The sequence below is a fragment of the Pseudomonas entomophila genome, from assembly GCF_013523125.1.
GTDB classification, from domain to species: Bacteria; Pseudomonadota; Gammaproteobacteria; order Pseudomonadales; family Pseudomonadaceae; genus Aquipseudomonas; species Aquipseudomonas entomophila_B.
The window spans coordinates 1-25,551 of sequence record NZ_JAAMQJ010000052.1 but is presented as its reverse complement, the minus strand read 5'-3'; the positions used below and the strand labels follow the sequence as shown (position 1 = coordinate 25,551).

The following is a 25,551-nucleotide window of genomic DNA, read 5'->3' as shown; positions in this document are numbered from 1 at the left end:
ATCGGCGCTTGGGTGAAGGGAGGAGGGGCGAAATCTCCCACGGTCTGTACTGCGCGAACAGTCAGAAGCGGATCTAGTCCCTCCTCCTCCCTTCAAGTCCTACCATACAAGCGGGCTTGCCCGCGATAGGGCCCTGTCAGGCGCCGCCTGCGTCGCGGGTAAGCCCACACATCAGTCCATGCGGTCAGGCATGTGCCAAGTAGAAGAAGACAGTTGCTCCCACAGGAGGGCTGCGCGTGCCTGTATCGTGCCGGTGAATCGATGGGTGCAATAAATAACCCTATCTTGAGGCCTTTTCCAAAGACGTTGACCTGCCACAGGCCCTGCCAAACCCGCCGCTCGACCGGTCAATCCTCATGGCCTGCCCGCCCCAGGCATTCCCCGCCCTGGGTTGCCACGCTATAGTCGAGCCCATCCATTCAGGCGCCACGTGCGCGCGCCGGTCACCCAAGGAGCCCTGCATGAAGTTCGAAGGCACCTCTGCCTACATCGCCACCGACGACCTGAAGCTGGCCGTGAACGCCGCCATCACCCTGGAGCGTCCGTTGCTGATCAAGGGCGAGCCTGGGACCGGCAAGACCCTGCTGGCCGAGCAGCTGGCCGACGCCTTCGGTACCCGCCTGATCACCTGGCACATCAAGTCCACCACCAAGGCCCAGCAAGGTCTGTACGAGTACGACGCGGTCAGCCGCCTGCGTGACTCGCAATTGGGCGTGGACAAGGTCCACGATGTGCGCAACTACCTGAAGAAAGGCAAGCTCTGGGAGGCGTTCGAGGCCGAGGAGCGCGTGGTGCTGCTGATCGACGAGATCGACAAGGCCGACATCGAGTTCCCCAACGACCTGTTGCAGGAACTCGACCGCATGGAGTTCTACGTCTACGAGACCGGCGAGACCATCAAGGCTCGGCACCGGCCGATCATCCTCATCACCTCCAACAACGAAAAGGAGCTGCCGGATGCCTTCCTGCGGCGCTGCTTCTTCCACTACATCGCCTTCCCCGACCGCGCCACCTTGCAGCGGATCGTCGACGTGCACTTCCCCGGCATCCGCCAGACCCTGGTCAGCGAAGCGCTGGACGTGTTCTTCGACGTGCGCAAGGTGCCGGGCCTGAAGAAGAAGCCCTCCACTTCCGAGCTGGTCGACTGGCTCAAGCTGCTGATGGCCGACGACATCGGCGAGGCGGTGCTGCGCGAGCGCGACCCGACCAAGGCCATCCCGCCGTTGGCCGGCGCGCTGGTGAAGAACGAGCAGGACGTGCACCTGCTCGAGCGCCTGGCGTTCATGAGTCGGCGCGGCCACCGCTGACGGGAGCTGACCATGCTGCTCAACCTGTTCAACGAACTGCGCACGGCCAAGGTGCCGGTCTCGCTGCGCGAACTGCTCGACCTGCACGCTGCCCTGCAGCAGCACGTGGTGTTCGCCGACATGGACGCCTTCTACTACCTGGCCCGTACCGTCCTGGTGAAGGACGAGCGGCATTTCGACAAGTTCGACCGGGCGTTTGCCGCCTACTTCGATGGCCTGGAAGACCTCGACCGGCACATCGAGGCCGCGATCCCCGAAGACTGGTTGCGCAAGGCATTCGAGCGTTCGCTCAGCGACGAAGAGCGTGCGCAGATCCAGTCCCTCGGCGGGCTCGACAAGCTGATCGAAGCGTTCAAGCAACGCCTCGATGAACAGAAGAAACGTCACGCAGGCGGCAACAAATGGATCGGCACGGGTGGCACCAGCCCGTTCGGTTCGGGCGGCTACAACCCCGAAGGCATTCGCGTGGGCGATGCTGGCCAAAGGCAGGGCAAGGCGGTCAAGGTGTGGGAGCAGCGCGAGTACCGCAACCTCGATGCCCAGGTCGAGCTGGGCACGCGCACGATCAAGTTGGCCCTGCGGCGCTTGCGCCAGTTCGCCCGCGATGGCGCGGCCGAGGAACTGGACATCGACGGTACCATCGACCAGACCGCCCGCGACGCCGGCCTGCTGAACATCCAGATGCGCCCCGAACGGCGCAATACGGTCAAGCTGTTGCTGCTGTTCGACATCGGCGGTTCGATGGATGCCCACGTACGGGTATGCGAGGAACTGTTCTCGGCCTGCCGCAGCGAGTTCAAGCACCTGGAGTCCTACTATTTTCACAACTGCGTCTACGAGACGCTGTGGAAGGACAACCTGCGGCGTGACGTCGAGCGAGTCTCGACCTACGACCTGCTGCATACCTACGGTGAGGACTACAAGGTGGTGTTCGTCGGCGATGCCTCGATGGCGCCCTACGAGATCACCCAGCCAGGCGGCAGCGTCGAGCACTGGAACGAGGAAGCGGGACACGTCTGGCTGCGTCGGATCGTCGAACGGTTCGGCAAGCTGGTGTGGATCAACCCCTATCCACGGGAGACCTGGGGCTACAGCGCGTCGAATGCCCTGGTGCGCGAGGTGATAGGCGAGCGGATGTATCCGCTGACGCTGCAAGGGCTGGAGGATGCGATGCGCTACCTGGCCAAGTAGCGTGGAGCACAGGCGCGTTTGCCGTCGAGCGACCGGGTTGGCCGACAGGCCTATGGCCCCTGCGGGGCCAATCGCGGGCAAGCCCGCTCCCACACAGAGAGGCGATATCCTGCCGAATCAGCGTGGAGCAAGGCGCGTTTGCCGTCGAGCGACCGAGTTGGCTGACAGGCCTGTGGCCCCTGCGGGGCCAATCGCGGGCAAGCCCCCACACAGGGAGGCGATATCCTGCCAAATCAGCGCTGTAGTCGCCCTGTGGGCGGGCTTGCCCGCGATCGGGCCTGCAGGGGCCGCGAATTCCACTCCGTCTTCCGGCCTACTGCACCTCCTGCCACCGCCGCCTGTACGCCTGTTCCTCCTCCCAGGCCAGCGTCTGCACCACGGCCCTGAACTTCACCCGTTCGCCTGGCAGGCACTGTGCCAATCGGGCCAACGCCAGAGGCGTCAACGCACCCAAGCGTGGGTAGCCGCCGATGGTCTGCCGGTCGTTGAGCAGCACGATCGGTTGCCCGTCGGGCGGCACCTGCACCGCGCCCAGCGGGATGCCTTCGGAAATCATCGGCTCGCCCTGATACACCAGCGTCGGCCCGAGCAGGCGCACGCCCATGCGGTCGGCACGGGTGTCGAGCGTCCAGGCGCTGTTGAAGGCATCGAACAGGCTGGTCCCACTGAACGCCCCCAATTGCGCGCCCATCACCACATCGAGCACGGGTGTATCGATCCAGACCGGGCGGCATGCCGTCGGCACCATCGGATGCCTGGCAGGGCCTGCCTCGCAGTGCAGCACCTGGCCCTTGGCCAAAGGTTGGCCCTGCCCGTCGAGGCCACCGAGCCCTTCACGGACCACCGTGGCCCGGCTGCCCAGTACCTGAGGTGCCTGGAAACCGCCTTTGCCCGCCAGGTATGCGCGGGCGCCCTGGCGCGGCTGCGCCAAGGTCAGACGCTGCCCAGGGGACAAGGTGAAGCTGGACCACGGCGCGATGGGTTGGCCGTCGACGCAGGCGCCCAGGTCGGCACCGGCCAGCGCCAGGCTGCACGAGGCTTCGGCCACACCGCAGAAACCACCCAGCGTCACCTCCACCACCGCGGCATCGAGCGGATTGCCCAGCAACCAGTTGGCCCAGCGCAGGGCGACCCAATCCAGGGCGCCGCCCTGGGTGACGCCCAGGTGCCGCACGCCGAAGCGGCCGGCATCCTGCAAGTGGCACAGCGCCGTGCTGGCCTCGATGCGCAAGCGGCTCATGGTCGGGGCTCCAGAGGGGTGTCATCGCCACCCAGCGCCAGGAAGCGCGCCTGGTCGATGGCGACGAAGCGCACGCGATCCCCCGGCTGCAACAGGCTGTAGCCCTCGCGGTGGCGATCGAACAGCGTCACCGGCGTGCGCCCGATGAGGTTCCACCCCCCTGGCGACACGGCCGGGTAGGCGGCGGTCTGGCGCTCGGCAATGCCGACGCTGCCCGCCGCCACGCGCTGACGCGGTGTCGGCAGCCGTGGGCTGGCCAGGCGCTCGTCGACCAGGCCCATGAAGCCGAAACCCGGCGCGAAGCCCAGGGCGAATACCGGATACTCGGTGCCGCTGTGCAGGGCGATCATCGCCTCGCGGGACAAGCCGGCGCGCCTGGCGATCAGGTCCAGCTCAGGGCCGACCTGGGGGTCGTACCAGACGGGAATCTCGTGCCTCTGCCCCGCCGTCTGATCGCTCGGACGTACGTCGCGCAGTGCCTGCTCGATCAGGCGACGCGCTTCGAGGGGCGGCAGGTCAGTCTGGATCATAAGGGTGGTATAAGACGGCACCAGGTCGATCACGTGCCCGGCCAGCGCCGTAGACACTTGCCGTGTGGCAGCCAGCAACCAGGGCATGTTGTCCGGGTCGATGCGCTCGAACAGGCGCACCATGAAGGTGTCGACGGCAACCACCTCCAGGCGCGGCGTCATGCTTGCTCCAGCGCATCGAGCGCTTCGCGGATCTGCCGCACGGCGGCCACGGAGCCGGCATTGTCGCCGTGCACGCACAAGGTGCGCGCTGCCAGGCGCAGGGCGCTGCCATCGTCTGCCTCCAGGTATTGACCACGGGCCAGGCGCAGGGCCTGCTCGACGACCTGGGCCGGATCGTGATGCACCGCACCCGGCAGGCGCCGCGAACGCAGGTGCCCGCTGGCGGTGTAGGCACGGTCGGCAAAGGCTTCGAACCAGAGTGTCATGCCCAGTTCGTCGCCCAGCGCTTGGGCAGCCCGGTCATCGGCAGTGGCCATCAGCATCAGCGGCAGGTCGCGGTCGTAGGCGCCCACGGCCTGCATGACCACGCGCAAGGTCTCGGGGTGGGCCATCATGTCGTTGTACAGCGCGCCATGGGGCTTGACGTAGGCCACCCGGGTGCCGGCCGCCTTGCAGATGCCGTCGAGCGCCCCGATCTGGTAGTGCAGCAGGTCGCGCAGTTCGTCGGCATCGCAGGTCAGGCTGCGCCGGCCGAAGCCGACCAGGTCCGGGTAGGCCGGATGGGCGCCGATGGTCACCCCGTGGGCCAGCGCCAGGGCCACGGTGCGGCGCATGACGCTCGGGTCCCCGGCATGGTAGCCGCAGGCGATGTTGGCGCAGTCGATATAGGGCATGACCTCGGCGTCCAGGCCCATGTGCCAGGCGCCGAAGCTTTCGCCCATGTCGCAGTTCAGTAGCAGTCGTGGCACGGCAGGCTCCTTGGTTGCGTGCAGTGGATGGGCGTCAGGCGGGGCTGGCCTCGATGGCCATCAGGGCCTGGTCGAGGTCGTCGATCAGGTCGCGGGCGTCTTCCACCCCGACCGACAGGCGCAACAGGTTTTCCCCGATTCCCATCTGCTGTTTCTGCTCAGGGCTCAGGGAATTGTGGGACATGGTCCAGGCATGGTTGACCATGCTTTCGACGCCGCCGAGCGAGTCGGCCAGCACGAAGATCGACAGCCGTCGGACCACCTGCTCGGCGCCGGCGCGGCCGCCCTTGACCCGCAGCGCCACCACTGCACCGCCCGTGCGCATCTGCCGTTGGCAGAGGGCGTGCTGGGGGTGGCTCGGCAAGCCGGGGTAGAACACCTGTTCGACCTGGGGATGTGCCTCGAGGAACTGCGCCACCTTCAGCGCATTGGCGCACTGGCGCTCCAGACGGACATCGAGGGTTTTCAGGCCACGCAAGGCCAAGTAGCAGTCGAACGGCCCCTGGATCGCGCCGACGGCCATGCTGATCTTGCGCAGCCGGGCCAGCAGCGTGTCATCGGCGGCCACCACCAGGCCACCGATCAGGTCGGAATGGCCGCCGATGTACTTGCTCGCCGAATGCATGACCAGGTCCACGCCCAGACGGATCGGCTGCTGGTTCCAGGGCGAGCAGAAGGTATTGTCGATGCAGGTGAGCATGCCCTGGGCACGCGCCAGGTCGCACAGCGCCCGTATATCGACCAGTTGCAGCAGTGGGTTGGTCGGCGACTCGATCCAGATCAGCCGGGTGTTGGGCTGGATCGCCGCCGCCACGGCCTGCAGGTCGTTGAGGTCGACGTAGCTTGTGGTCAGGCCGCAGGTGTGTGCCCGGTAGTCTTCCATCAGGCGGAAGGTACCGCCATAGACGCCGCGCATGACGATGACATGGGCGTCCTTCGGCAACAGCTCGAGCACCGTGGCCGTGGCGTTCACGCCCGAGGCGCAGGCTACCGCGCCAACACCCTCCTCCAGGGCCGCCACGCAGCTTTCGTAGGCGTCGCGGGTCGGGTTGCGCACGCGGCTGTAGGCGTAGTCGGGGTGTTCGTCGAGGCTGCGCTTGGTGAACGAGCTGGCCGTGACGATTGGCGGGACGATGGCATTGTCGGCGACACCATACGGATCGCCGGCGTGCAGCGTACGGGTCGCGAAGTGACGGGGCTTGTCGGACATGATGGGGCCTGTGGCGGGTCGGCGGTGGAGGCATTCACTATGGCATATTCGCGCAAACCTGTGCGGCGAGGCCCTGCACGCCCGGTCCGCGTCCGCCGCGAAAGCGCTGGTTCCCACGCGCTCATTTGGCTAGTCTCGACAGCTCCCTCAGCGACCCTGCCGCCTACCCCATGGACAGCTACGACCAGCACCTGCTCACCCTGCTGCAACGCGATGCCTCGATGTCGATCAAGGACCTGGCCGAGGCGGTCAACCTGTCGACTACCCCCTGCTGGAAACGGGTCAAGCGCCTCGAGGAAGAAGGCTACATCCGTCAGCGCGTGGCCCTGCTCGATCCCGCCTTGCTCAACCTGGGCCTGACCGTGTTCCTGCAACTCAAGACCCAGCGTCACGACAGCGAGTGGCTGGCGCATTTCGCCGAGACGGTGACCGCCTACGAAGAGGTCATGGAGTGCTACCGCATGGCCGGCGACTGGGACTACCTGCTGCGGGTGGTGGTCGCCGACGTGGCCGCCTACGATCGCTTCTACAAGAAACTGATCACCCACACCGATGGGTTGTCCAACATCACGTCGTGCTTCGCCATGGAACAGATGAAGTTCACCACGGCGCTGCCCGTGCGCCGCTGACGCGGCCCTCGGATGCCGTGATAGAGCAGGCTGATCGGCCGGTCGGTAAAAGCGATTTGACGCACTCTCCCACCGGCGATAGGTTGTTTTTCAGACATGGCGCCAGGCGCCCCAGCACTCAGGCATAGACGTGGAATCGCACAGCTCGCCCCTGATCGACGGTTACGACCGGAAAATCGACTACCTGCGCATGTCGGTCACTGACCGCTGTGACTTTCGCTGCGTCTATTGCATGGCCGAAGACATGCAGTTCCTGCCGCGCCAGCGCATTCTCACCCTCGAGGAGCTGTACCAGGTGGCCGAGCGCTTCGTCGCATTGGGCACGCGCAAGATCCGCCTGACCGGCGGCGAACCGCTGGTGCGTCAAGGCATCGTCGACCTGTGTGGCCGCATCGCCAGCCTGCCAGGCCTGCGCGAGCTGTGCCTGACCAGCAACGGCTCGCAGCTCGGTCGCCTGGCCCAGCCGCTGTTCGACGCCGGGGTCACGCGCCTCAACATCAGCCTCGACAGCCTCGACCCCGAGCGTTTCCGTGCCTTGACCCGTACCGGCGACCTGCACCAGGTCATCGACGGCATCGATGCGGCGCGCGCCGCCGGCTTTCGTCGCACCAAGCTCAACTGCGTGGTGCTCAAGGGCCGCAACGACGACGAGATCGTCGATCTGGTGCGTTTCGCCATCGCCCGCGAGCTGGACATCTCGTTCATCGAAGAGATGCCCCTGGGCGTGATCAGCGAGCACGAGCGTGGCGAATCCTACTGCTCCAGCGACGAAGTCCGTGCGCAGCTGGCCCGGCATTTCACCCTGATCGAGTCGGCCGAGTCGTCGCTCGGCCCGGCGCGCTACTGGCGCCTGGCCGAGGCGCCGAACACCCGGGTCGGCTTCATCTCGCCGCACAGCCACAATTTCTGCGCCACCTGCAACCGCGTGCGCCTGACCGTCGAGGGCCGCCTGCTGCTGTGCCTGGGCAACGAGCACTCGCTCGACCTCAAGCAGGTGCTGCGCGCCCACCCCGGCGACAGCGAGCGCCTCGAGCAGGCCATCCGCAAGGCGGTGCAGCTCAAGCCGTACCGGCATCACTTCGAGGTCGGCGGCGAGGTGCAGATCCTGCGCTTCATGAACATGACCGGCGGCTGATCGCGTCGCCTCGGGAGTGCCATGATCGTTCCTCCACGCGTCAACCTGCTGCGGGTGCTGTTCACCCTGAAGGGCTCGATCGTCAAGCGCATCGCCGGGCGCTGCCTGTTGGTGACCGCGCTGGCGGCGCTGATCGTGCTGGTCGAACAACGCTACCCGGCCCTGTTCTACCCGGTCAGCGCCACGCCGTTCACCCTGCTGGGGCTGTCGCTGTCGATCTTCATGAGCTTTCGCAACACCGCCTGCTACGACCGTTGGTGGGAGGGACGCAAGGCCTGGGGCCGGCTGCTGATCGAGACGCGCTCGTTCGTGCGCGAAAGCGTGAGCATCGCCGAGCCTCAGGCGCGCGCCGACGTGCTGCGCAGCCTGTGCGGCTTCGCCCACGCGCTCAATGCCGGGCTGCGGGGCGAAGACCCGGCACGTGCCGCCACTGCCTGGCTGCCACCACAGGCTCGCCCCAGTGCGCACAACCTGTGCGACGGCATCCTGCAAACGGTCGGTGAACGGTGCTCGCAGCTGGCCCAGCAGGGGCAGATCAGCGAGTGGCGCTACACCCTGCTCGAACAGCGCCTGGTGGGCTTGAGCGACGTCCAGGCCACCTGCGAGCGGCTCAAGCACACCCCGCTGCCCTTTCCGTACACGTTGCTGCTGCACCGCACCATCTACATCTTCTGCCTGCTGCTGCCCTTCGCCCTGGCCGAACCCCTGGGCTGGCTGGCACCGGTGTTCACCCTGCTGGTGAGCTACACCTTCTTCGGCCTGGATGCGATCGGCAACGAGCTGGAAGACCCGTTCGGCCACGAAGAGAACGACCTGGCCACCGATGCGCTGGTGCGTACCCTGGAGCGCGACATCCTGGCGGCGCTGGGCCAGACACCCTTGCCCGAACCGCTGACACCACGCGGCCACGTGCTGAGCTGACGCGACAAAGATTGGCCAGGCACGGCGGACTTGGTTATGGTCGGCGCACGTCTTTCCACCAGGCCCCGGCATGGACATCAAACAGCTGAAGTTCCTCATCGCCCTCGACCAGACCCGGCATTTCGGCCAGGCCGCTGCGCTCTGCCACGTCACCCAGCCGACCTTGTCGATGCGCCTGCGCAACCTCGAAGACGAGCTGGACCTGGTGCTGGTCGAGCGCGGGCAGCGCTTCGAAGGGTTCACCGAAGCCGGCGAACGCGTGCTGGCCTGGGCCCGCACGCTGATGGCGGCCCATGACGGGCTGCAGGCCGAGGCCGCCAGTTGCCGCGGCCAGGTGGTCGGCCGCCTGCGCCTGGGCACGGTACCGCTGTCCAGCTTCGACACCATGACCCTGCTGCGACCGCTGCGCGAGCGCTACCCCGAGCTGCGCTTCGAGCTCTCGGCCCTCAGCTCCGAGCAGATCATCGACAGCCTGAGCCGCAACCAGCTGGACCTGGGCTTGTGCTACCTGGATCAGGTGGACACGAGTTTCTTCGAGGTGCTCGAACTGGGCACGACGACCATGGGCCTGCTGCACGACACCCGGCACTTCCGGTTCGATCAGGCGACGCTGCGCTGGGAAGACCTCGACCCACTGCCGCTGGGCCTGCTGAGCCAGGGCATGCATTACCGTCAGTCCCTGGACCTGAGCTTCAGGAGCCGCGGCCTGCACCCTCTGGTGGTGCTGGAAAGCGACTCCACCTTCCACGTGCTGCAGGCGATCGATGCCGGGCTCTGCTGCGCGGTGATGCCCCTGGGCTGCGGTCTGGAGCGCCTGAGCGAGCACCTGCGCATCGTGCCGATCACCGATGCCAGCATCCACAGCCCACTGGCGCTGCTGCAGCGGCGCAGCGAGCCGCGTTCGGCGATCGCCGAGCAGTGCTTCCTGCGGGCACGCGAGTGGTTCACCTCGTGAGCGACGAATGCGCAGGCAAAAAAAACCCGCACGCTGGCGGGTCGAAAAGGTAAGGGAGGGATACCTCGCAAGCATTGACCTGACGGCGGCCCAGGGAAGTCCAAGGGGGTGACGAACGGTCATTCACACGTGTTCGCTCGAAGCATATCCCGGCCCCACGCGCCTGCACGATCTGCCCACAGGATGTCATCCTCTTGCCATCCTTCGCGCGTGCCCGCCATTCATCGAAGCCCGTGACCGCCCACCTGAACGATGTCCCGCCTCTGCCTTTCGAAATCCTTACAAGCCGGCCCGTCGAGCACGGGCGACACCCTTTTTCCAGAGCGCCTTGGGCACTCTTCGCAACAGGTGGTCATCATGTGCGAATGCATCGTCCAGTCCCATAACGTTCAAGGTGCGCTCGCACCCTTCGCCCAACCGGTGCTCGATGCCCGCAGCGAGGCTGATCGGATCAGCGCACCGCTGTCGGGCTCGGAGCCTGCACGTGAATCCCTGGTCAAGCCCAGGATGCGCGTGCAGGCGATCCTCATGCGCGCCGGTCAGCCGGTGACGCGCGACGTGCGCTGGGGCTGGACGCCCGAGTGGTCCATGGCCCCGCGTTCGCCGATCACGCAGTTGTCACTCGAGCAAGTGCTGCGCTCGCCGCAGTACGCCCGCTTGCGCCGCGATGGCCGGGCGTTGATTCCGGTCGAAGGGTGGTACGAAACGGCCAGCGAGGGGGCTGGCAGCGCCCGTCGGCAACTGGCCTACATCACCGCGCGCCACCCTGGCCCCTTGTACCTGGCCGGCCTGGCCCACGTCGGCGTCGAGCCCAGTGGCTGCGATGGCCTGGCCCTGGTGACGACCCGCGACGCGACGGGCCAGCAACGTCTGGTAGTGCTCGACGCGGCCCATGCCCAGGCCTGGCTGGCCCCGGACCTGGATTGGGAACAAGCCCAGCAGGGCGTACTGCCCCATGCACTGGGCGTGGACCGGCTGGAGCAATTGTTCCAGGCCAAGCGCGGGTTTGCCTCGGCGGCCCGTTGAACCTTCGATGACAGTGGAGAAGTCACCCCATGCTGCATGATGTCGCGTTGCTGGAACGCCTGCTGGCGGCCTATGGACCTGGCGGACAGGAAGACGAGGTCAGGGCCGTGTGCCTGGACGTCCTGCGTGAGCACTGCGACGAGGTCGAGGTGGACCGGGCAGGCAACCTCGCGGGGGTCATCCGTGCAGCGCAGCCCAGCGATCCTGACGACAGCATTCGGATCATGGCGCACCTGGATGAAATTGCCATGATCGTCAAACGTGTCCGATCCGATGGCAACCTTGAGGTGGTGGCCCTGGGCGGCGCCCAGCCGATCTGCTTCGGCGCCTGCCCCGTGGAGATCCTGGGCGATGCACAGCGCCTGCCGGGCGTGCTGTCCTACGGGTCGATGCACGCCTCCCAGGCCACGTCCACCGGACGCGACGTGCTGTCGGGCGATGTGCACTGGAACGATGTGCGCGTCGTGACCCGCCGTAGCGAGGACGAATTGCAGGCCATGGGCGTGCGTCCGGGCACCCGTGTGGTGCTCAGCCGTCACTGGCGTCGACCGTTCCGTGTCAATGATGCCATCGCCGCGCACTTCATGGACGATCGAGCGCCCCTGGTGGCCGCGCTTGACGCTGCGGCGCTGGTGCGCGCCCGGCGTGACGCGCTGCGTCAGGACGTCTGGTTCGCGCTCACCACCTTGGAAGAAGAGTCCAATGCCGGTGCCATGTACGCCGCTTCGCGGTTGCCAGGCGACACCACGATCGCTCTGGAAGTCGGACCCGTCCTCGAAGAGTACGGCACACGTCTGAGCGCCGATCCCATCGTCAATACCGGTGACCAAAAAGGCTATTACACCCCGGCCGTGGTCACCTCACTGATGCGGGCCGCACGTCGGGCAGGCTATACGCCCCAGGCGGCGCTGCTGGTGGAATTTGCCTCCGACGCCAGCGCCGTCATGAGTAGCGGCGTCGCGGCGCGTGCTGGCTGCCTGGCCATTCCCACCGACAACACCCATGGTTTCGAGGTCATTCACGAACGTGGCATCCAGGCGTGTGCCGAGACCCTGGCCGCGTTTCTGCTGGACCCGGCGCTCGATGAGCCTCACCGGTCGCCACGGTTGAACGACCCTGCGCCCTAGGGCTCCCACTCAGACACCCATCCCGAAAGGAGAAACACCATGGCCACACCCAAGGACAACCTGCTGGACTGGCTGCGCGATGCCCACGCGATGGAGCAACAAGCCGAAAGCATGCTTAAGGGCCAGTCGGAACGGCTGGAGCACTACCCCGTCCTGAAACGACGCATCGTCGAGCACATCGAGGAAACGAAGGGTCAGCAGAAGTCGCTCGAAGCATGCATCGCGCGTCTTGGCGGCAGCACCTCCACCTTCAAGGACCTGGCAGGCAAGGTCATGGCCTTCGGGCAGGCCCTGGGTGGCATGGTCATGAGCGACGAGGTGGTCAAAGGCGCGATGTCGGGCTATGTGTTCGAAAACCTCGAGATCGCGATGTACACCGTCCTGATCGAAGCTGCCGAGCAGGTGGGTGATCAGGAAACGGCTGATGCCTGCCGTGCCATCCTCGAACAGGAGAAAGCCATGGCGAAATGGCTGCACGAGCACTTGCCTGAAGTGACGCGCGCCTTCCTGGCACGTTCGGCCGATCCGCAGGCCGAAGCCAAGCGTTGAATACCTGAGGTAGATAACAACGCGCCGGGTCTTGGACCCGGCGCGTGAGGGGCTGGCGGTTGAAGCCGATCAACGCTTCAATGCCGCGCCACTGCCCAGGTGGGCGCCCGTCAGGGGTTGAGCCTCTGGATCGGACATGGTCCTTTCCTTGAAGGCTTCCAGCGCGTCGAAGGAGGTCTCGTCCAGCTTGACCGAGGCATTGCCATCGCCGCCATCCACCGCAGGTTGCGGGTTCTCGACGTAGATCCACTCGTCCATCTGGCCTGGAACGCCCTGCGCTTCGCCCTGGTTCCAGGCGCCACGCATGTCGTCGCCATGGGACATGTTGAAGTAGGTCTTGTTGAACTCCGCCACCCCAGGCAACTTGCCCTGCGGGAAGTTGGGCTGGATGCTGTGCAGGGCCTTTTCGAACGACTGCTGGTGAGCGATTTCACGGCTCATCAGGAACTGCAGCGCATCGCGCACCCCGGCATCGTCGGTCACGTTGATCAGGCGTTCATAGACGATCTTGGCACGTGCCTCGGCGGCGATGTTGGAGCGCAGGTCGGCGGTCGGTTCACCAATGGTGTCGATGTAGGCGGCGGTCCACGGGATGCCCCCGGAGTTGACCAGTGCCGCGCCACCTCCATAGAGCATGCTGGTGATGTGCGAGTCGTTGCCAGCACCGGTCAGCGACCGGTACAGCTCGCCTTCGGACTCGACACCCTCGGCCAATTTGCCCTTGGCGCCCTTGTTGAGCATGACCACGATCGAGCCGATCACTTCCAGGTGGCTCAGCTCTTCGGTGGCAATGTCGTACAGCATGTCTTTGCGGCCTGCATCGTCTTCCGACACAGCCTGCGTGAAGTAGCGCATGGCGGCGGCCAGCTCACCCTGGGGTCCACCGAACTGCTCAAGCAACAGATTGGCCAGACCAGGGTTGGGGCCTGCTACGCGAACGGTGTATTGCAGTCGCTTGTTGTGCATGAACATGTACGTCTTCCTCTTCAGGCGTCCAGGACGAACAGCCGTCCTGGTCTTCTTCATTGGAAATCAGCGCTTGTCGTCGCGCTGTTGACCATTGCCGTGGCTCATCTGGCCACCTTTCTTGCCGGCTTCCGATGCGCGCTCGCGGTCATTGGCGAAGTTGCCGCTTCCGCCCTGCCCGCCTTGACGACCGGTTTCATTGCCGTGAGTGGAGCCGGAATGTTGCCCACCTTTGCGACCGGCTTCCGACGCGCGTTCGCGATCGTTGGCGAAGTTGCCGGCGTTCTGGTTGCCTTGCGAATCTTGACGAGTAGCCATGATCTTTCACCTCATGTCAGTCCTACACAGGAAGGTCTGTGTTTCTGTGTGACGGGCTTGAAAGGCAAGTGTGTGCTTTTGTTTTTCGAAGGGCTGACGAAATGCATGAAATATTGCTCGACACAATGTTTTGCGCACCAATACCTAGTTGACTTCACACTCAGGGCACATTGATGGCATTTGCTCAGCAAGATGTTGATACGCTGCAGGTTCCAGCGGAACCCACCTTCGACCGACCGAGTCAGTTGCCTTACTGCCCTGTAGGCGTGCTGGCGGTTCTGGCCAGCACGCTGCGGCGATCTTCACAAGGACACCTGCCATGCCTGCACGTCGACAGCCACCCGCCACGCCTTCTACCTCCACGCCACCGGGCCGGGTGCGCGTGCGAGGCGCCCGCGAGCACAACCTGGCCAACGTCGATGTGGACATTCCCCGCGACGCATTGGTGGTCTTCAGTGGTGTGTCAGGGTCGGGCAAATCGTCGCTGGCCTTCTCCACCTTGTATGCCGAAGCGCAACGCCGCTACTTCGAATCCGTGGCGCCCTATGCACGTCGCTTGATCGACCAGGTAGGCGTGCCGGACGTCGACGCCATCGAAGGGCTGCCGCCAGCGGTCGCTCTGCAGCAGCAGCGCGGCAGCCCCAACGCGCGCTCGTCGGTGGGCAGCGTCACGACCTTGTCCAGCCTAATCCGCATGCTTTATTCGCGTGCCGGCAGCTACCCGGCCGAGCAGCCGATGCTCTATGCCGAAGACTTCTCGCCCAACACGCCCCATGGCGCCTGCCCGCAATGCCAGGGCATGGGCCGCGTCTACGAAGCCAGCGAGGCCTCGATGGTCCCGGACCCGTCCCTGACCATTCGTGAGCGCGCCGTAGCCGCCTGGCCCATGGCCTGGCAGGGGCAGAACCTGCGCGACATCCTGGTGACCCTGGGGCATGACGTCGACGTGCCCTGGCGCGACCTGCCGAGGAAGACCCGCGACTGGATCCTGTTCACCGACGAGACGCCCACGGTACCAGTGTATGCCGGCCTGACGCCGGAGCAGACGCGCAGGGCCCTCAAGCAGAAGCTCGAGCCCAGCTACCAGGGGACCTTCACCGGCGCGCGGCGCTACGTGATGCACACCTTCATGCACTCGCAAAGCGCGCTGATGCGCAAGCGGGTGGGCCAGTACCTGCAAGCCAGCCCCTGCCCCACCTGCAACGGCAAACGCCTGAAGCCCGAGGCGTTGAACGTGACCTTCGCCGGGCTGGACATTGCCGAACTGTCGCGCCTGCCCTTGCTGGACCTGGCTCGGCTGCTCGACGAGGTCGCCGCTGCGGACTATCTCGACCAGGCCGAAGAGGCCGGCCCGGTGCTGACCCATCAGCAGACGCGCGAGGCCCGGGCGCAGCGGGTCGCCCAGGGCGGCAACCCCCATGCAGGCGGGAAAGACGTGCGCCATACCCACAACCTGTCCCTGGAAAAACGCCTGGTCGCCCAGCGCATCGCCGCCGAGCTGCTCGAACGCATCACCACGCTGGTCGATCTGGGCCTGGGCTACCTGGCACTGGAGCGCAGCACCCCGACCCTGTCCTCCGGGGAGCTGCAGCGCTTGCGCCTGGCGACCCAGCTCAACTCGCAGCTGTTCGGCGTGGTGTACGTGCTCGACGAGCCCTCCGCCGGCCTGCACCCGGCCGACAGCGAGGCCTTGTTCGATGCCCTGCAGCGGCTCAAGGCCGCCGGTAATTCGGTGTTCGTGGTCGAGCACGACCTGGAGATGCTGCGCCGCGCCGATTGGTTGGTGGACGTCGGCCCGGATGCCGGCGAGCTGGGCGGCCACGTGCTGTACAGCGGCCCACCGGCCGGCCTGGAGCAGGTCGAGGCCTCGCGGACACGGCCATACCTGTTCGCCGCCACGACCCTGGCGCCGCGTACCGCTCGCCCGGTCGAGCACTGGCTGCGCCTCGAAGGGGTGACTCGCAACAACCTGCACGACCTGTCAGCCTCGTTTCCCCTGGGGTGTTTCACTTCGGTGACCGGCGTCTCCGGCTCCGGCAAATCCAGCCTGATCAGTCAGGCCCTGCTCGACCTGGTCGGCGCTCACTTGGGCCAGGTGGCCGAGGCCGACGACAGCGAGCAGCCGAGCCTGGAGGACGAGCCCCAGCCGACCAGCCTGGGCCAGGTGACGGCAGGCCTTGAGCGCGTCAAGCGCCTGGTGCAGGTCGACCAGAAACCCATCGGCCGCACACCCCGTTCCAACCTGGCGACCTACACCGGCCTGTTCGACCACGTGCGCAAGCTGTTCGCCGCCACCGACGCGGCCAAGGCGCGGGGCTTCGACGCCGGGCGTTTCTCGTTTAACGTGGCCAAGGGCCGCTGCGAGACCTGCGAGGGCGAAGGCTCGGTGAGCGTGGAGCTGCTGTTCATGCCCAGCGTGTATGCGCCCTGCCCCACCTGCCAAGGTGCCCGCTACAACCCCGAAACGCTGGCGGTCACCTGGAATGGTCTGACCATCGCCGACGTGCTGCGCCTGACGGTGGACGAGGCCCTGACCGCGTTCGCCGACCAGCCTGCACCGCAGCGCTCGCTGCAACTCTTGCAGGACATCGGCCTGGGCTATCTGCGCCTGGGGCAGCCGGCCACCGAGCTGTCCGGCGGCGAGGCGCAACGCATCAAACTGGCGACCGAACTGCAACGCTCGGCCCGTGGCGCCACCCTGTACGTGCTGGACGAACCCACCAACGGGCTGCATCCGCGTGACGTCGACCGCCTGCTGGTCCAGCTCAACCGCCTGGTCGATGCCGGCCACAGTGTGATCGTGGTCGAGCATGACATGCGCGTGGTCGCGCAGAGCGACTGGGTTATCGACATCGGGCCAGGCGCGGGCGCCGACGGGGGCTCGGTGGTCGCCAGCGGCACACCCAGCGAGGTGGCAGCCTGCAAGGACAGCCGGACGGCGCCTTACCTGAAGCAGGCGCTGCGCGAGGGGTAAGGGTCAGGTAAGCAGGGTGCGGGCATCCAGTCGCCTTTGTGGGAGCCACTGTCTTTTGCTCGATTCATGCTCCACATGAACTGGCTTTGTAGGTCCTGGGGGCCCAATCGCGGCACAGGGGCCGCCCACAGGTGACCGCGATAGCTTGCAACCCCGCGGCTACGGGTGTGGGAGCGGCCCCCGTGCCGCGATGGGCCGCAAAGCGGCCCCTGAAATCGATCAGAGCTAAAGCCTCTGCGCCATGCCAGCTATCGCCATGTTCTCTGCGCGACAGCGCAGCGCCGAGGCGGTCAAGGATTGCCACACAACTTTAGCCGCCTTCCGACATCCAACCTTCGACAACGCCCGGTTCGCCCCTCCGGCGCCCCGGCCAAGGTGACCTGCCCCCTGGAGACTTCCCCATGGCGATACGCAAGACCCTGCTGCTCTCCTGCGCCCTGCTGGCCCTGGCCGGTTGCGCCGGCTCCGGTGACGACGCCAAGCCACCGGCCACCACCCAGGTCGACCTGCAACGCTACCAGGGCACCTGGTACGAACTGGCCCGCCTGCCGATGTTCTTCCAGCGCAAGTGCGTGCAGTCCGAGGCCCACTACGCCCTGCGTGACGACGGCCGCATCGATGTCACCAACCGCTGTCGTGAAGCCGATGGCGAGTGGAACGAGGTCAAGGGCATCGCCGAGGCGCAGGTGCCAGGGCAGACCGACAAACTGTGGGTGCAGTTCGACAACTGGTTCAGCCGCCTGGCGCCCTGGTTGACCAAGGGTGAATACTGGGTGCTGTACCACGACGACAGCTACCGCGTGGCGCTGGTCGGGCACCCTAACCGCAAGTACCTGTGGCTGCTGTCACGCACGCCGATCGTCAGCGACTCGGCGCGGGAACAGTTGCTCCGGGTGGCACGGGACCAAGGGTATGACACGAGCGAGTTGGTGTGGCGCGAGCCGTGAGCAGGTGATGGTGGGGAGCAGTGCGGATGTGCCGCGCTGTTTCGACGCATGACCAGAACACACTATTCCTGATTGGGCTCAAGCATTTTTTACGGTGCAGAACCACGCCACCGCACACGGCCGCCCTGACATCGTTCTCACTCATCCTGACTGCTTTTCCGTGACCGTGACGATGCCGGTCTCGACATTGCCTTCTTCGCTTTGGCTGCCGCTGGGCTTTTCCCCCGTTTCGGTCCGGATGCACTGTCGGAGTGGGCCAGTGGCGAAACATTCGCACCCGGCTGCGCGAATCGAGTGACTGGACCACCCACCTTCAGTGGGTCGAGATTGTTACCGAAGACCGGTGGAGCAGGTTTATGTTTGACCGTCATCACCATCCCCATCCGCACGCCGAAGAGACGCAGCACGGCCTCCAACGTGCTGAGCTTCGGATTCGACTTTCCGCTCTCCAGTTCATAGAGGCTTTTCGTGGACATCTTGCACATCGCCGCGAAGGTCGCTTGGTCAAGCCCGGTGACTTCGAGCCGCAGACGGCGGATGGATGTCCCAATGGGGTCGAGTCCCACGGCGTTGCGCTTGACGATTTCCTCTATCAGCTGAGCACGTTCCTCAGGCTGTAGCTTTTTCATCGCAGCCCCCACGCCACGAGTCGCTTGTCCAGGTCATTCACGGGGAGATTTTTTGCGCTCCGTGTCGATTCAGGGGCATCGACCAGTAGATCGGGTAACGCCCTGAATGCTTCAGCCGCACGCATTAGCCGTTGCAGCAGAACATCTGGATCAGTGTAATTAGTAAGTTCAGCGCAATTGTCCCTCCACTGAGAAGACCCCTTGCGCTCCGACGCCCACTTTGTCGTTCGCGTGATGCCCTCATCATCCAAGATCATGGGGGCGAGGTCATAGATGGGCGCCAAACGAAACCTGCCATCTACACGAATAATGGACGTATTACGGCCGTGGTTATCGGTGTTCCCTAAAATTCGGTTCAGTAAGTCACGCCGCACATACTCGAACACCAGGTCGTCTATTTCATCCTGCTGACCATTATCGGTCCATAGCCCTACCAATCGGTGGACGACCTCAGCGTGCGCCATCGGGTGCGCATACCCGGTAATGCCACAGACCGAGTACACCGACTCCAGCGGCATCCGCTCCACGACGCCATCCACTACCCGACGATCGAATCGTGGCATCCAGAGGCTTGGCTTCACGGCCTCTTCGAGTGCCAGACCCTCGATGGAAACCGTATCAAGGCCGAGGGCGGCAACCGCCTTGTAGTAATGAAACTCTGTTCGCAGGATATCCTTGTCGCGCTTGCCGGCTTTATTACGTGCGAACTTGATCAGCCAATGACGGCATGCGTGGTCATCGGAAAGCATGGCATCAGCGTGCAGAGCACCCTCGCGGTCTTCAGTCATGACAAGCTTGGGGGCTTGCCCATTGGCACCCGTAGCGCCGCCCAATGCCGCGCCGGTTTCAAAGGCGTACTCAAGAAATTCGTTCGTCCTGTTCACGACCTCGGCACGCGCGAAGGCCTCATTCTGGTTCGACCGAAGACCTTCCACCGATTCTTTGATGCGCAGGTGCCCGATAGGGGCAGGTGTGAAGCGTCTTAGAAGGTACAGCCCCATTTCCTCTCCGTCAGGCTTGAGACGCCCGTAACGGGATTCAAGAGAGTCCTTGGCAGCACCAGAGGGCATGATGTCGTAAATAAAGGCTGGATACCCTTTACCGTCATGATGGTCCCAGTTCAATGGTAGGTTGACGCTCAGAGCCAACTCGCATCGGTTTTCCATGCGATCAAAATTCGCGATGATGTAGTCGCTGTCGTATGCGACAAAGCACATGCCATCGGCAACACGCTCGGGGTTCTCCACCGTGAGCACCGCTGCGTCGTTCCATACTCCATCGGCAAAAGCTTGGACAGTGAGTTTTAGTGGCATCACCACACCCTCAATCAGCATTTGAATGCTGATTAGCATAGAACATGCCCCATTAAGCGGCAATAAAATGCTGATTAAGAACGTCAACGTGGAGAAAACCGGCATCGTACTGCCGACTTTATCCCGAAAGCGGCCAAGCCATGTGACCACCCGTTCCGGGGATGAGCCGGACTCAGGCATGGAGCCAGGCGTGTAGCGCCTTCACTTAGGTCTGTTTGTGGGCAACGCTGTTTATGGACTTGAACAGACCTGGCGCACCTGTTAGCGCGGCAGCCCGGGAGCGGCACTACGGATCGTAAGATGAGGCGGGAGCCTGGAAACGTAAAGCCTCGGAAACGAAAAAGCCCCGCAGACGTTAGCCTGCGGGGCTTTTCAATGTATGGCGGAGAGATAGGGACTTTCCGAACTCGACCCTCAAACCCTTTAAACTCAATGGGTACAGGCACTATCACCCACTTTTGCTACAAATTTTTGCTACAAATTTCATCCCAAAACAGCTACCTTTCAGCTTCCAAACCTACCCGGTCAGGGACGAAAAATGGCAAGCGAAAACCTCGTTTTACGGTCAGGCACATGGCACGTCCGCCTTACCGTCCCAAAGGACGTTCGGCACGTCTTGAACCGCAGCGAGTTCACCGAATCGCTCAAAACCGGCAGCAAGCCAGAAGCCCAGATGAAGAAATTGGCGTTTCTACACGTTTGGAAACAAGCCATCGCTACCGCTCGGCAACGCATCGCAGGACCTACCCCCGCCGAATTACCGGAAACGTCCTACAACATCGCCAAGATGATTGCATCGAGCCGAGAAAACGCCTTGATGAGCCTTGTTTTGCCCCGAGAGGGCAAAGAGGTTGACCCAAGGTTCACTCAAAGTGCCTTAGACGAACTCGGTTCTTTTATCATCGACGTAATGCTCCAATGCCATGGATGGCAAAGCCCAGAAGACGCCAAGGTTGATCTTTACAAGCAAAAACCTTTCCTCGAATACCAACTTTTCAAAGAGAAATGGTACGCGTTGGGTGAAAATATCCCACTCGAACGTAAGGTCGAGCGAATCAATGATTACACCCACCTACAAAAAACCGTCGAGCATTATGAGATAACCGCAGGGCATGCCATTAGCATCAGCAATATCGACGAAATCCGCTCCATTCTCGACAACCCAAGTAACTACAAAATCAAATCCCCTATCACAACTCACAGAATATCCTCATTTGAGGCCTATCAGACGAATACCAAGGGTATCATTCAAAAGACAGTAGATACCCAAGTTAATCGCTTGAAAATAATAGGTTCTTGGCTTGAGGCAGAGCAACGCGACCTCAACCACGAAAGCATTGCCAGCTATCTCGATACGCTCGACCTATCCATTAAGACCAAAAAACAATACCTATTCGCAGGGTCAAGCTTTTGGAAATGGGCGATTAAACACGATGAGAATTTCAAAAAACTGCACCGTGACCAGCAATCCCCCTTTGAAAAGCACGATTTCCCAGTCAACCGCAGCAAAAGGAACGATGGATCAATGGAAAGGAAGGCATTCACCCCGGAAGACGTTGCAAAGCTCCATGAAGCCGCAAAAGCCACCAAAAACCGCGAAACCCTTGCAGATCTCATCCTTTTAGGTGCTTACACCGGAGCACGTATTGAAGAGCTTTGCCAGCTTCAGGCCCAAGATATCGTCAGTGAGGAAGGGGTTAAATGCTTCTACTTCTATGATGGGAAGACTGCCGCCAGCGAGCGACATACCCCAATACACCCGGAGATACAGGACACCGTAGAAAGGTTGATCCGTAATTCAAAAGACGGTTTCTTGATTGAGTCACCTGCAGGAAATAAATACGGCAACCGCTCAGACGCTCTCAGTAAACAATTCGGGCGATTAAAGACCAGCCTCAACTATAATAGCCAGTTTGTATTCCACAGCTTCCGCAAGACCGTTATCACGCAATTACAACGTGCAGACGTGCCGGGAATACTCATTGCCTCAATCGTCGGACATGAGACAGGAACAGTCACATTTGACGTATACAGTGCAGGGCCAAGTCCAAAGCAAAAACACGACGCGATATCAAAACTAAAATACGAGCTAAAATCTTAAAATCGCAAGCGTTACACGTTAAAATTCAGAACAATAATCAAAGGCTCCAAAGCTCTTACCCACCAGAAGAGCTTTTGACCTTCCCTAAACTACCATCTTTTTTTACAAATCGTCTCGCATAATGCACTCCCCTGCACACGCCTCATGTGCACGCACACGCACGCCCGCGTCTTTAGTTATCAATATATAGATATCAAATATACTAGATAACAATAATAAAGATTACTACACCGCACGCACGCATACACAACCGCCACACACAAAACAATCAGCACAAACATGCTTGATATACATTTTTTATGTGGTTCAATATATGTATATGGCTCAAATTTTCAAAGAAGCCCTTTAAAGCATACCTGCTATGTTAACCATCCCACTTTTGCTACGCAAAAGATGTGACGGTTAACGCAGGTGCCTTGTCGGCAGGACAGAAGCAAAAGCCAAAATCAAAGATCAACCCATTACTGAGGATAAAATGAATGACACCAATTTGCAGACAATCACACTAACCAAAAGAGATAGAAATTACTCTAACCTGAAGGGGCTAGATAGCTCGTTAAGGCACTCGCTTAGACTGGAGCAAAACGAGTATGACGATTTTGAATTCAACCCCAACCCACCACACCCCAATATAGCCATTATTGGTGGCGTGGAGCAGGTGCTAACGAGAGAACTGGCAGAGCAATTACTGACCGACTTCAACGACCAACTACAAACAAAACTCAAAGCAACAGAAGCGTCTGATGAAATAGCCTCAGAAAAAGAAAAACTGAGAAAACTCAAATCCAAGTTGGTTAAATTCATCAACGCAACCGAACCCACCGAGATAAAAGAATACGTCACATCTGTGATGGAGGGAGAAAAGCCGCTGGTAGTCGGAGACTATGCCGCCCTACTCAATCAGCACAAAATCAGCCGTATATCCCAACGTATCGACCTCTTGGAGAACTACACCACCAAGAAGCGAGAGATCGAGCAAAACGCACCAGATCGAGCCGTATCAAGGACGGTCAACAGGGTTAAAGAGATCATCCTTGTAATCCCTGAACCCAACAAACTGGCAATAACCAAGGCATACACTGACCTGCTACAGAAATCCGTGCACCAGTTCTACCAAAAGAATTTCCCCAACAACGACATTCTATTTTCGTTCAGTCACTTGGACGAAACCACAAACCATGTCCACGCCTTCCTTGACCTTCAAAATACGAAAACTGGGAAATATGATTTTTCAGCCCAAGAATTTGAGTTCGCATCACAATACTACGCGAAGAATAAGGCTCGACTTGACAAGATATCAGAACCACCGAAATTAGGAGACTTCAAACTCCCCAACCGTAGTGAGGAAAAGCAAAACCATAGGTTTATCCGCGAACGCGAATCATGGAAGTCAAAAGTCATGCAAGCGGCCTTCTATGAACACTTTAATGGCTTAGCCGCTGAGCATGGCTTGCAGGCCAAGTTTCTACCTAAAACTAAGGATAACAAAGAATTCCTCAACAAGATTGAGCAGGAAGCCAAAAAGCCGAAAAGTGAGCGAAGTCATAACTATTACACCAGACAAGTAGAGAAACTTGAGCAGGAACTAACTCAAAAGAAAGAAGAGCTAACCGAGCAAAAGACAACTATCGTCACGCTTAATACCACGATAAGCGACCTTAAAAATACTGTTTCAACATACCAAAACACAATCCAAAATTTAGAGATCCACGCCACGGAGCAGCAGCGAGAAAATGCGAAGCTCGACCATCATAGGCAAATACTTTCCGAGGACATAACCAAGAAGACGAATAAAACCGAAGAACTAAGGATGAATTTCAACGCAACCAAAGAGAAAATGACAAAGGAGCTACGCGAGCTAAGGAAGAAAATAGAAGAGGACACCGAAAGAAAATCAGTTTTGGAAAATGCGATAAAGGTCTACGAGGAAGAGCTTGAACCACTAATCAAAAAATTTGACATTTTGGTTGATCGAGTACTTGAAGCCAAAAGGCTCGATGAGAATCCAGAGCAATACTATAAGAGATTACGAGAAAACACCTATGAAATGGCTAGTCGTTTGGGCAAAGAGAAACGAAAGGACTATCTATTTAACGTTACGGAGCAACTCAAAGAACAAGGTTTAGACCATGCACAAGCAGCATTAGGTTTTACCGACAAAGTAAAACTTTGGGCATCTGACACATTCACCAGCAAACAAATAGTAGAATTTGACAAGGAAGAAGCCGAACAGGCGAAGCAGGCAAGGAAGAGAAGACTGCTCAAGCCTAAGCCGCCAAGCCCATTCCAAGACCCTTACGACCCATATCAATAGTCAAACTATTAGATAATAAAAACCCGCTGGAAAGCGGGCTTTTTACTATTCAAATTTGACAAAACAACAATATATGGCAATTTGAATAGAACAGAAAAAGAAAACCACCTTGGGGAAGGTGGCAAGACATACATACATATAACAATATTTTATAAAACTTACACCTCCATTTAATCACCAAATAAAATATTGTCAAGTCCATTCTCAAGGTTTTCTTTTTCTAAATTTAATATTAGAAGAGGGTAACAATGGGATGCATAAAACTATTTGAGGACTACTTACCAAGAAGGCCTTACCACACAGACGATTTAGTCAGTGGCTTAAAAATCAACAAAAAAGACAAAGCAAAATTTGCTCGATTGGTGCAACCAAACGGGCCAACCCATAGATACTGGATGGTTTTCGATCTGGACAAGACCAACGCCGGAATGCATTGGGATGACGTTGGAGCACCAGCACCTAACCTAATCGCTCGAAATCCAGCCAATGGGCACGCCCATCTGCTCTACCTGCTACAAACTCCTATCCGAACCGCAATCGACGCTAAAACAGCCCCTTTACGCTACGCTGCAGCCATCGAAGCAGCATTGCGTAACCTTCTGGGAGCAGACAGAGGCTACTCCGGCCTGATCTGCAAGAACCCGATCAACTCACATTGGATCGTTACCGAGTGGCAGGCCGATCCATACACGTTGGACGACTTGGCCGACTACATCGACCTAACCCCTGAAAAGGCCAAAGAAAAGCCCATAGAGGATTATGGCTTGGGTCGTAACTGTATGCTTTTTGACCAATTAAGAGCGTGGGCATACAAGGCGATTCGTCAGGGTTGGCCGACCTATGAACAATGGCTAAACGCTTGCCTAGACCGTGCCACCGGCTACAACGTTAATTTTACTACGCCGTTGGACATTTCCGAAGTAAAGCACACGGCCAAAAGCGTGGCGAAGTGGACGCATAGAAACTTTACCCGTGGCACCTTTGACGATTATGTCGCAAGAACTCACACAAGCAAAATTCAAGCAATCCGAGGCAAGAAAGGCGGCAAAGCCAACGGAAAGACAAAAAGAGAACAAGGTATTGCCATGCTTCAATCAGGCTTGAAAATACAACACATCATGAAAGCCCTACAAGTAACCAAGAAAACAGTTTATAACTGGAAGAAATCTGCATAGCATTATAATTAGTGTAAAAAGCCTATATCAGATAATAGCACCCGGTGAGGGTGTTTCTTCTTCCTTTCCCGCCCACCCCCTCC

At 60.7% G+C, this 25,551-nt stretch carries 22 protein-coding genes; 14 read left to right on the top strand and 8 right to left on the bottom strand.

The window, feature by feature from the left end; genetic code table 11:
- Window positions 1–461: 461 nt before the first annotated feature.
- Together G7007_RS20020 and G7007_RS20015 are read left to right on the top strand one after the other, a co-directional pair.
- Window positions 462–1,307 (top strand): AAA family ATPase, encoded by an 846-nt coding sequence (locus G7007_RS20020; RefSeq protein ID WP_181104561.1) that lies wholly within the window; start codon window positions 462–464, stop codon window positions 1,305–1,307.
- Window positions 1,308–1,319: 12 nt separating this feature from the next.
- Window positions 1,320–2,498: a vWA domain-containing protein gene (locus tag G7007_RS20015; RefSeq protein WP_181104560.1), complete on the top strand. Its 1,179-nt coding sequence runs from the start codon at window positions 1,320–1,322 to the stop codon at window positions 2,496–2,498.
- 313 nt (window positions 2,499–2,811) lie between these two features.
- On the opposite strand, the gene G7007_RS20010 is transcribed toward G7007_RS20015, so the two are convergent.
- From G7007_RS20010 to G7007_RS19995, 4 genes are read right to left on the bottom strand one after another with little or no spacing between them, the layout of a single operon-like run.
- Window positions 2,812–3,738 carry a 5-oxoprolinase subunit C family protein gene (locus G7007_RS20010; RefSeq protein ID WP_181104558.1) on the bottom strand — a complete coding sequence of 309 codons (927 nt, stop codon included), beginning with the start codon at window positions 3,736–3,738 and terminating at the stop codon, window positions 2,812–2,814.
- Window positions 3,735–4,430, bottom strand: a complete 696-nt coding sequence (gene pxpB / locus G7007_RS20005; RefSeq protein WP_181104556.1) for a 5-oxoprolinase subunit PxpB — start codon at window positions 4,428–4,430, stop codon at window positions 3,735–3,737. The genes G7007_RS20010 and pxpB overlap by 4 nt, the downstream gene beginning before the upstream one ends.
- Window positions 4,427–5,179, bottom strand: coding sequence for a 5-oxoprolinase subunit PxpA (locus G7007_RS20000; RefSeq protein ID WP_181104555.1), 753 nt, complete (start codon window positions 5,177–5,179; stop codon window positions 4,427–4,429). The genes pxpB and G7007_RS20000 overlap by 4 nt, the downstream gene beginning before the upstream one ends.
- 34 nt (window positions 5,180–5,213) lie before the next feature.
- Entirely contained in the window at window positions 5,214–6,389 is a 1,176-nt protein-coding gene (locus G7007_RS19995) for a trans-sulfuration enzyme family protein (RefSeq protein ID WP_181104553.1), read from the bottom strand.
- Window positions 6,390–6,559: 170 nt separating this feature from the next.
- Between G7007_RS19995 and G7007_RS19990 the strand changes: the two genes are divergently transcribed.
- From G7007_RS19990 to G7007_RS19960, 7 genes are all read left to right on the top strand, one after another.
- Window positions 6,560–7,018, top strand: coding sequence for an Lrp/AsnC family transcriptional regulator (locus tag G7007_RS19990; protein WP_181104566.1), 459 nt, complete (start codon window positions 6,560–6,562; stop codon window positions 7,016–7,018).
- A 130-nt stretch (window positions 7,019–7,148) separates the two neighbouring features.
- Window positions 7,149–8,153, top strand: coding sequence for a GTP 3',8-cyclase MoaA (moaA, locus tag G7007_RS19985; RefSeq protein ID WP_181104551.1), 1,005 nt, complete (start codon window positions 7,149–7,151; stop codon window positions 8,151–8,153).
- A 21-nt stretch (window positions 8,154–8,174) separates the two neighbouring features.
- Window positions 8,175–9,074, top strand: coding sequence for a bestrophin family protein (locus G7007_RS19980; RefSeq protein WP_181104549.1), 900 nt, complete (start codon window positions 8,175–8,177; stop codon window positions 9,072–9,074).
- 70 nt (window positions 9,075–9,144) lie between these two features.
- Entirely contained in the window at window positions 9,145–10,029 is an 885-nt protein-coding gene (locus G7007_RS19975) for a LysR family transcriptional regulator (protein WP_181104547.1), read from the top strand.
- A gap of 357 nt (window positions 10,030–10,386) precedes the next feature.
- Window positions 10,387–11,055, top strand: coding sequence for an SOS response-associated peptidase family protein (locus G7007_RS19970; protein ID WP_181104545.1), 669 nt, complete (start codon window positions 10,387–10,389; stop codon window positions 11,053–11,055).
- Window positions 11,056–11,084: 29 nt separating this feature from the next.
- Window positions 11,085–12,182, top strand: coding sequence for a M42 family peptidase (locus tag G7007_RS19965; RefSeq protein ID WP_181104544.1), 1,098 nt, complete (start codon window positions 11,085–11,087; stop codon window positions 12,180–12,182).
- Window positions 12,183–12,221: 39 nt separating this feature from the next.
- Window positions 12,222–12,731 (top strand): ferritin-like domain-containing protein, encoded by a 510-nt coding sequence (locus tag G7007_RS19960; protein WP_144940048.1) that lies wholly within the window; start codon window positions 12,222–12,224, stop codon window positions 12,729–12,731.
- A gap of 69 nt (window positions 12,732–12,800) precedes the next feature.
- Here the strand turns inward: G7007_RS19960 and G7007_RS19955 are convergent, their stop codons facing one another.
- Both G7007_RS19955 and G7007_RS19950 read right to left on the bottom strand, forming a co-directional pair.
- Window positions 12,801–13,703, bottom strand: a complete 903-nt coding sequence (locus tag G7007_RS19955; RefSeq protein WP_060392934.1) for a manganese catalase family protein — start codon at window positions 13,701–13,703, stop codon at window positions 12,801–12,803.
- A 60-nt stretch (window positions 13,704–13,763) separates the two neighbouring features.
- Window positions 13,764–14,015 carry a con-10 family general stress protein gene (locus G7007_RS19950; protein WP_181104542.1) on the bottom strand — a complete coding sequence of 84 codons (252 nt, stop codon included), beginning with the start codon at window positions 14,013–14,015 and terminating at the stop codon, window positions 13,764–13,766.
- Between the two features lie 319 nt (window positions 14,016–14,334).
- On the opposite strand from G7007_RS19950, the gene G7007_RS19945 reads away from it, so the two are divergent.
- Together G7007_RS19945 and G7007_RS19940 are read left to right on the top strand one after the other, a co-directional pair.
- A complete protein-coding gene (locus tag G7007_RS19945; protein ID WP_181104540.1) occupies window positions 14,335–16,989 on the top strand; it encodes an excinuclease ABC subunit UvrA in 2,655 nt (884 codons plus the stop codon).
- Window positions 16,990–17,390: 401 nt separating this feature from the next.
- Window positions 17,391–17,936, top strand: coding sequence for a lipocalin family protein (locus tag G7007_RS19940; protein ID WP_181104539.1), 546 nt, complete (start codon window positions 17,391–17,393; stop codon window positions 17,934–17,936).
- Window positions 17,937–18,073: 137 nt separating this feature from the next.
- Here the strand turns inward: G7007_RS19940 and G7007_RS19935 are convergent, their stop codons facing one another.
- Together G7007_RS19935 and G7007_RS19930 are read right to left on the bottom strand one after the other, a co-directional pair.
- The gene (locus G7007_RS19935) at window positions 18,074–18,565 is read right to left on the bottom strand and encodes a helix-turn-helix transcriptional regulator (protein WP_181104537.1); all 492 of its coding nucleotides are present in this window, start codon (window positions 18,563–18,565) and stop codon (window positions 18,074–18,076) included.
- Window positions 18,562–19,917 carry a type II toxin-antitoxin system HipA family toxin gene (locus G7007_RS19930; RefSeq protein WP_258198629.1) on the bottom strand — a complete coding sequence of 452 codons (1,356 nt, stop codon included), beginning with the start codon at window positions 19,915–19,917 and terminating at the stop codon, window positions 18,562–18,564. The genes G7007_RS19935 and G7007_RS19930 overlap by 4 nt, the downstream gene beginning before the upstream one ends.
- Before the next feature lie 499 nt (window positions 19,918–20,416).
- Between G7007_RS19930 and G7007_RS19925 the strand changes: the two genes are divergently transcribed.
- The 3 genes from G7007_RS19925 (at window position 20,417) to G7007_RS19915 (ending at window position 25,468) form a co-directional block, all read left to right on the top strand.
- The gene (locus G7007_RS19925; protein WP_308852314.1) at window positions 20,417–21,979 is read left to right on the top strand and encodes a site-specific integrase; all 1,563 of its coding nucleotides are present in this window, start codon (window positions 20,417–20,419) and stop codon (window positions 21,977–21,979) included.
- A 475-nt stretch (window positions 21,980–22,454) separates the two neighbouring features.
- Window positions 22,455–24,293, top strand: a complete 1,839-nt coding sequence (locus G7007_RS19920; RefSeq protein ID WP_181104533.1) for a hypothetical protein — start codon at window positions 22,455–22,457, stop codon at window positions 24,291–24,293.
- Between the two features lie 248 nt (window positions 24,294–24,541).
- Window positions 24,542–25,468: a replication initiation protein gene (locus G7007_RS19915; protein ID WP_181104532.1), complete on the top strand. Its 927-nt coding sequence runs from the start codon at window positions 24,542–24,544 to the stop codon at window positions 25,466–25,468.
- Window positions 25,469–25,551: the final 83 nt, after the last annotated feature.